Below are 7,474 nucleotides of genomic sequence, written 5' to 3' on the forward strand. Positions count from 1 at the left end.
CCCACTGAACCTCTGTATTGGGCGCGGCAAGACCGCGCCCAATACCAATAAGAAAAACACGAGCAGCCCGGATCGGTACATGGTCCAAGAATTCATGGAGTTCTGCTCATGCTTGACGACAAATCAGAAATTATTGCCCATTTTATAGGTATATTCGAATTAAATGTCGAAGCTGCGCGCATGAAGATCCAGTATCAGGAAATGCAAGCGTGGCTTTCTCAGGACCCGGATCTTGGCCCCCTTCTTAACGTGACGATCAATGTCACTAGCCCGTACCAACTGAAAGATTTTGAACCCGACCTGGGATGGCGCACGGTGCCTCCACCGTCCCCGTCCTTTTTTGCAAATCCCGGCTATCCCCCATCACCCGCTTATGAAGCGCCGTATTACTACGACTTTTTTCCCAAACTGTTTTTCAATCTGCCCCCCGTGAACCCAGGGTTTGTTCTAGGTGGCGAGCCGATCTTTTTCATCCCGTTCCCATCGTCTTTGGCGACGGTGAGCGTGCAGACCAACTGGTTGCAAGATCACGACATCCTCCTGAATTACGACGCCGGTATTGCATTCCTACCGGCCGCAAGTTTTGACACGGTTCTGACTGAGCTGGCCTTGCAGGCCCAAAGCTTGCACGTGCTGAGCACGCCTGAGATGCCGGAAGACGAAACCGCAATCTCCCAAAGCGCAGAAGACCTGCACAAAAAGCTCACGACATTTGAAGAAGACGGCCTGCCTGCACCAACCGTGGCCGCGACAGTCTATGTCGCCCACGACGATGATGCGCTCAGCATCACCGTAAATGGTGAAGCGGCCGAAAGCCTTCCTGAACTCCCCGAGGTCAGCAATTTCTTTGCAATTGCGGAGCCGGAGGAAGAAGAGGCAGAACTCACCGACGGCCCCAAAGACGCATCGGGCGAAGAGATCACACAAGATTTGGACGGCACGCCCATTGGCGATGACGCGGACGGTGCCCCGCATGAGCTGATCACCGGCGGCAATGTCTTGTTGAACGAAGTTCGCATCGCATCCGACTGGCTGGACGCCCCGGTTATTTCGGTGATGGGCAAAGTGGCGGTGACCAATGCGGTCAGTCAGGTCAATATCTGGAATGATACCGATTTTATCAACGGCGCGATGACCAAGACGTCCGGCGGCACCACCAACACATTTAGTGGGTTCGAGTTCGAGCAAATTGCCAACCCCAAACCCCAGGCCGAGGCTGCGGAAGGCGAAACACTTGGATCGCCAAAGTATGTCGTGATCTCAGAGCTTGATGGCAACCTGATCAATTACAACTACGTCAAACAATTCAACTTTGCCTCGGACAATGACGTGGTTAGCGTTCGCTTTGACGCGCATGAAACGTACTTTCAAACCGGCGGCAACTTTCTGGCCAATGCACACAGCCTTTTGGGCCTGGGTTTTCACTACGATTTGATCGTCGTTGGCGGCGACATGATCGACATGAAGTATATCTCGCAGACCAATGTGATGCTGGATTCTGACGTGATCTATCATCAGGACGGTTTTGCCGGGTCGATCGAATCCTCCGACAATCTGCTGTTCAACTGGGCCAAGATCCGCGACATCGGCAGCGATCATACAACAGCGATGACCCAGAGTTTTGCCGAAGCTTCCGATGCGGTGGCGCGTGGGGATACCGACATTGGCAACGCGCGCAACGATGACGCCTTTGCCGGATCTGATCTGCTGCGTGTCCTTCATATCAAAGGCAGCATCCTCGACGTGCAGGTCGTGGAGCAGATCAATGTTTTGGGCGACGCCGACCAGATCGCCTGGGCCTCGGAGACCGTGCAAAGCGCTGATGGCGCGGACATCTCAGTGATCAGTGGACAAAACGAGACGATCAACCTCGCTACGATCACGGATTCCGGCATCGATTCAACGATTTACACCAGCGAAGGAGCCTACACCGAAAGCTTTCTATACCAAGCGGATTTCATTTCCGAAGAGGACCCGCTGTTGGCAGCGGAAACAAGCGGCCTGACCGGCGAAGCCTTTCTGTTTCTGGCGGACGGGTTGATTGCTCAGGACGACGGAACCGAAGACGGCGCGATTGCAGCCTCCCTACCAGAGGAAAGCACGGTCGACGTTATGCAGTCGGTTCTCGCATAAATTTATTTAAGGAGCACACAGGTGAAAGACTACCATTCACAAGAAGCGCAGGGATCTTCCCCTGCGGCCGACAAGAGCAAGTCTTCACATCAAGGGAACGCGGACACATTCAAACTCAACCCGGATCAGCGGGTGGACCCCCGTGCCGAGGGACGTATTTCCGAACCAACCGGCCCAGGCAGCCCGCCCAAAGGCATGAACCGCGCCATTCCACGTAAAATCACACCTCCCCCAACGCCAACAAGTGGCAGCGGCAACGGCGGCAACGGCGGCAAGTTTCACCGCCGCGTGCGGTCCGGTGGATTTGCCGATGGTTTGGAACGCGGTCTCAAAGCGATCCGGCAAAACCTGATCCTGGTGGCGATTTTCACCTGTGCCACCAATTTTCTGATCCTGGCCATTCCGGTCTATCTGTTTCAGATCTCAGATCGCGTTTTGACCAGCCGCTCCATGGACACGTTGATCATGCTAACAACTGTGATTGTTGGCGCGGTTGTTCTTCAGGCAATTCTGGACGCCATCCGGCGTTTTATCCTGATGCGTACGGCGGTGGAGGTCGCCGCCCAATTGGGCGCCCCTATTTTGTCCGCCGCAGCGCGAGCCTCACTCAACAGCAATGGACGCGAGTATCAAACGCTCGGCGATCTGCAACAACTGCGTGGGTTTCTGGTTTCAGGCACGCTGTTGTCCTTTTTGGACGTCCCCTTTGCGCCCTTCTTTATCCTAGCGATCTACCTGGTTCACCCGCATCTTGGCACCATCGTGGTCATCACCGCGCTGATCTTACTTGTGATCGCCATCGTCAACCAACGCATCACATCGCGAGGGTTTGCAGAAGCCAACATGCATCAAAGCCGCGCAAACTTGCATTTGGATTCGATGTCGCGCAACAGCCAAGTCATCAACGCATTGGCGATGATCCCAGAAGCGGTGAACATCTGGGGCCAAGATACGGCGCGGTCGCTCAAGTCACAGGTCAAAGCGCAAGACCGCAATATCATAACCGCGGCCCTGTCGCGCGCGGTGCGTCTTCTAACCCAGATCGGCCTATTGGGATGGGGGGCTTATTTGGCCATTCAGGACCAGATCACCGGCGGCATGGTCATTGCGGCGTCGATCATTGCTGGTCGTGCCTTGGCCCCGGTGGAAGGTGCCATTGAAGGCTGGAACCAGTTCCTTTTGGCCCGCGCTGCCTATGGCCGTATTGGCAACCTGCTCAAAGGATCACCGCTAAACACCAACCGCTTGATCCTGCCCAACCCCGAAGGGCGGCTGGATGTTGAACGTCTGCTCTTTGTTCCGCCTGGCACCAAACGTGTAGTTCTGAATGGGTTGAGCTTTATGTTGGATCCCGGTGAATCGCTTGCTGTGATCGGCAATTCCGGCGCTGGCAAAACAACACTGGGTAAGATGCTGGTGGGGTCCATTCTTCCGACCTCTGGCGCGGTTCGACTGGATCTGATGGATCTGCGCAATTGGGACCAACGTCAATTGGGGACCAATATCGGCTATCTCCCCCAAGACGTTCAGCTGTTTCCCGGCACCATCAAACAGAACATCGCCCGCATGCGCACCGACGTCTCGGATGAGCAAATCCACAAAGCGGCCGTTCTGGCCGATGTTCATGAGATGATCGCGAGCTTCCCCGAAGGGTATGAGACGATGGTGGCGGCCGATGGCACGCCTTTGTCGGGTGGGCAAAAACAACGGATCGCCCTGGCGCGTGCTTTCTTTGGTGAGCCGCGTTTGGTAGTGTTGGATGAGCCGAACTCAAACCTAGACACGGCCGGCGATGCCGCACTGGCGCGCGCCATGAGCCACGCCAAAAACCACGGAATGACCGTGGTGGTGATCACGCAAAAACCATCGCTGCTAAGCGTGGTGGACAAGATCATGCTAATGGCGGACGGCAATATCGCCATGTTCGGCCATCGTCAAAAAGTGCTGCAAGCGTTGGAGCAACGGCGCAGCGGGCAACAGCCCCCGCAGGCACCGCGCCCGCAACAAAACCCGAATTTGAACCGCCCAGACAATAACAGCTGAGTTGGATGACCTATGACTTTTTTAACGATTGACCACGAAGATCCCCAAGACCGCCCCCAGGAATGGTTCTCTGAATTGCCCCGACAGGTCTGGCGGATCGGTATTCTTGGGCTGATCCTGATGACCGGTGCTTTGGGTGGATTTGGCTATTGGGCGTTTTCAGCGCCTTTGGCCGCTGCTGTTGTCTCGCAAGGGAGCTTTGTTGCAACCGGGCGAAACAAGATTGTCCAACACTTCGAAGGCGGTATCATCAACGAAATTCTTGTCGGCGAAGGGGACTTTGTTCAAGCCGGGCAAACTCTGGTCTCGCTGGACAAAACAGCGGCCGAAACCGATCTGGCCGAATTGAGCCTGCGCCAAGCCCGTCTGAACGCAATGGTGGCCCGCCTGAACGCAGAGTATGAGAACCGCCCAACGCTGACCTTCACCGACGCGTTGGTGCAAAAAGCCAACCTCGATTTCAACCTGTCGCAAATCATGAACAGTCAGACGCTGAGCTTTGATCTGACGCGCGAAAAGATGAACAATGAGCTGGCGCTGATTGATGCAAATATCTCGGCTCAGGAACTGCGGATCTGGGGATACCAGGAACAGCGCACGGCCCTGGAAAAGCAGATCGTCCTGTTGGAAGACGACCACGCCGCAAAAACCAAACTGTTTGAAAGCGGCCTGACCCGGCGCACGGAAATCAACGCATTGCAACGCGCGCTGGTGGACGCCGAGGGGCAGATTGCCCGTCTAACCGCTGAGATTGGTGAGAGCGAAACCATGATCAGCAAATACCAGAAACAAACCGTGCAGACTCGCCACGCCTATAACCAGACGGCTTTGGATGAATTGCAAGCTGCCCAGGCCGAATTGGATAGTATTAATGAACAGATCCTGCAGGCCCAAGATATCCTGCGCCGGACCGAGATCGTGACACCCGTCTCTGGCACCGTCATTCGCATGCATTACCATACGTCCGGTGGCGTCATAAAAGGTGGCAAAGAAGTCGCGGAAATTCTGCCAATAGACGCGCCGTTGATCATCGAAACGCTGGTCCCGCGCACCGAAATCGACAGCATGCAACTGGGTCAGCACGCCTTTGTCCGATTGGTCGCGCTCAACCAACGCACCACCCCGGTGCTGGAGGGAGAGGTCATTTATGTTTCAGCGGACTCCATTCACAATTCCGCCGATATCAAGAACCCCGAGGTCTATGTGGCGCGCATCAACCTGGCACCTGAAAGCATCGCTGCAGTTCCCGGTTTCGTCCCAACGCCGGGCATGCCAGCCGAGGTCTTGATCACCACCGAGGAACGTACGTTCTTTCAATACCTGACCAAGCCCATCGTGGACTCGATGTCACGCGCCTTCCGCGAGGATTAACGCCCGTCCTGTCGATCTCAACTTGGTTGAGGTCGACACAGAACCCGCTTCGCAACAGCTGCGAAAGTGCGACCATTTGATTCTAACAGCCGTAGAAACTGGCGTTTCTGCGGATAATTAGTCGCGTAGAACCAATTTTCCACCCAAATAGACAAGTGGAAACAATCTATTTCCATTTAGAAATCAGATTGAAAAAAGTTAATAAATTCACACAAATGCCTCAATTGGGACAAAATTCAATTTCCACACGACAGCCAAAAAAAATCCCACATCTCAATGGCCCATATCCGCGTGCTTTTTAACACTTTTAAACATTTTCAAACACTCCACTTCAATTGCATCTTTCGCGAATTTCGCTGATTGTGGCAAAATGTTGACGGAAAATTTTCCGTAAAATTGCGCAAACCCTCCCTCACAAAAACGTTAGTAGCTCCAATAAATCACTGCAATTAACGAATATTGAGAAAACGTTAATCCAAACTATATTTACAAACCCTCAAGGAGAGAAGCCTTGGATAAAATAATTACTGAAATCGTTCCTGAGCTGGATGTCGCACTCGGAGACTTTGGCGAGTCACTTCAAGTGGATGATCGAGAAGCAGACATTGATGCAGACACAGACGATCAATTCCTTCTTGGTAATAGCGACAGAGTTTCAAGCATTTCGACGCAGAACACCCCGATTGATAACCAAGACCGAAACGAAAGTTTCAGTGTAAGTGGCGGCTCTGGGTCCTTTCTGGATGGCGGCGAAGGTGCAGACACAGCAAGTTTTTCCGGAGAAGCCAAAGGCCTGATCATTGAATCCATCGGTCGTTTCGGCTCGCTGGGTCGTGAGCTTGAACTCACGCGCGACAGCAAAGCCTATTCCGTATATGAACGCGGGGCCGAAGCCGAATTTGGCGGAGAAAGTCTGCGCGCGACCTATTCAATCATCAACACCAATGGCACGAACATCTCTGACAATCCGTTGTCGGACACCGCGTTGGATACCGCCTTGGCATTTGGGCACGTCACCCGCGACGTCGAGGAAATCACCGGTAGCGATTACAACGATTCCTTCTTTGGATCACGCTCTGAAGACCATTTCAACGCAGGCGATGGTCAAGATTGGATCGATAGCCGCGCGGGTGATGACACGATCGACGCCGGTGCCGGTGATGATCGCATCGTTCTGACCGCAGGCGAAAATGACATCAATGGCGGCGCTGGCAATGACCAGTTGTGGCTGCGTGGAGCGGCTGACGATTTCCTAGTCACCCGTCTAGATGATGGTTCGTACAGCATTGAAACAGCCGCAGGCGAAGTAAGCACTATTCGTAACGTCGAATTTGCCCGCCTGAACGGCGGTACTGTTGTCTCTTTGAATGAGCTTGCGGTTGACGCGGAGCCGACACCACTGCCTACTCCAGAACCCGCGCCGGAACCTACCCCCGCACCAGCGCCGGAACCTACCCCCGCACCAGCGCCGGAACCTACCCCCGCACCAGCGCCGGAACCTACTCCCGCACCAGCGCCGGAACCTACTCCCGCACCAGCGCCGGAACCAGAAGCAAGCGCATCTGATGACGACGGTTCGGTGGCAGAAGACGGCACAGTTGTTTTGGACCTCTTGGACAATGACGCTGGCGATGCCTTGGTCATTTCCAAAGTTGATGCACCAGACAACGGACTCGCTACGTTAAACGCCGATGGTTCAGTGACCTATCGTCCGGCCGCGAATTTTGCCGGTGAAGACACATTCACCTACACCGTGACTGATGCTACAGGCGCGACGTCAACCGCAACCGTTACCATCACCGTAGAAGAAGTGAACGACGCTCCGTTCGTTATCGAGGCCGAAACTACGGTATTGGAGAATGCCGAGGAGCGTTTCAACCTCGTCAGAGGCTACAGTTGCGTCTTCACCTTCAGTCGCGGCCGCTTC

General features: G+C 54.4%; 4 protein-coding genes. All 4 read left to right on the forward strand.

Going from position 1 to position 7,474, the window contains the following annotated elements:
* The first annotated feature begins 108 nt into the window (after positions 1–108).
* On the forward strand, positions 109–2,133 hold the full coding sequence (locus KMP13_RS07130) for a hypothetical protein (RefSeq protein WP_215265123.1): 2,025 nt from the start codon (positions 109–111) through the stop codon (positions 2,131–2,133).
* Between the two features lie 21 nt (positions 2,134–2,154).
* The gene (locus KMP13_RS07135; RefSeq protein WP_353055689.1) at positions 2,155–4,176 is read left to right on the forward strand and encodes a type I secretion system permease/ATPase; all 2,022 of its coding nucleotides are present in this window, start codon (positions 2,155–2,157) and stop codon (positions 4,174–4,176) included.
* A gap of 12 nt (positions 4,177–4,188) precedes the next feature.
* Entirely contained in the window at positions 4,189–5,547 is a 1,359-nt protein-coding gene (locus tag KMP13_RS07140; RefSeq protein ID WP_215265125.1) for an HlyD family type I secretion periplasmic adaptor subunit, read from the forward strand.
* 511 nt (positions 5,548–6,058) lie between these two features.
* Positions 6,059–7,474 (forward strand): Ig-like domain-containing protein (locus KMP13_RS07145; protein WP_215265127.1); only part of this gene is annotated, 1,416 nt, incomplete at its 3' end.

It is taken from the genome of Epibacterium ulvae (assembly GCF_018678075.1).
GTDB lineage: Bacteria > Pseudomonadota > Alphaproteobacteria > Rhodobacterales > Rhodobacteraceae > Epibacterium > Epibacterium ulvae_A.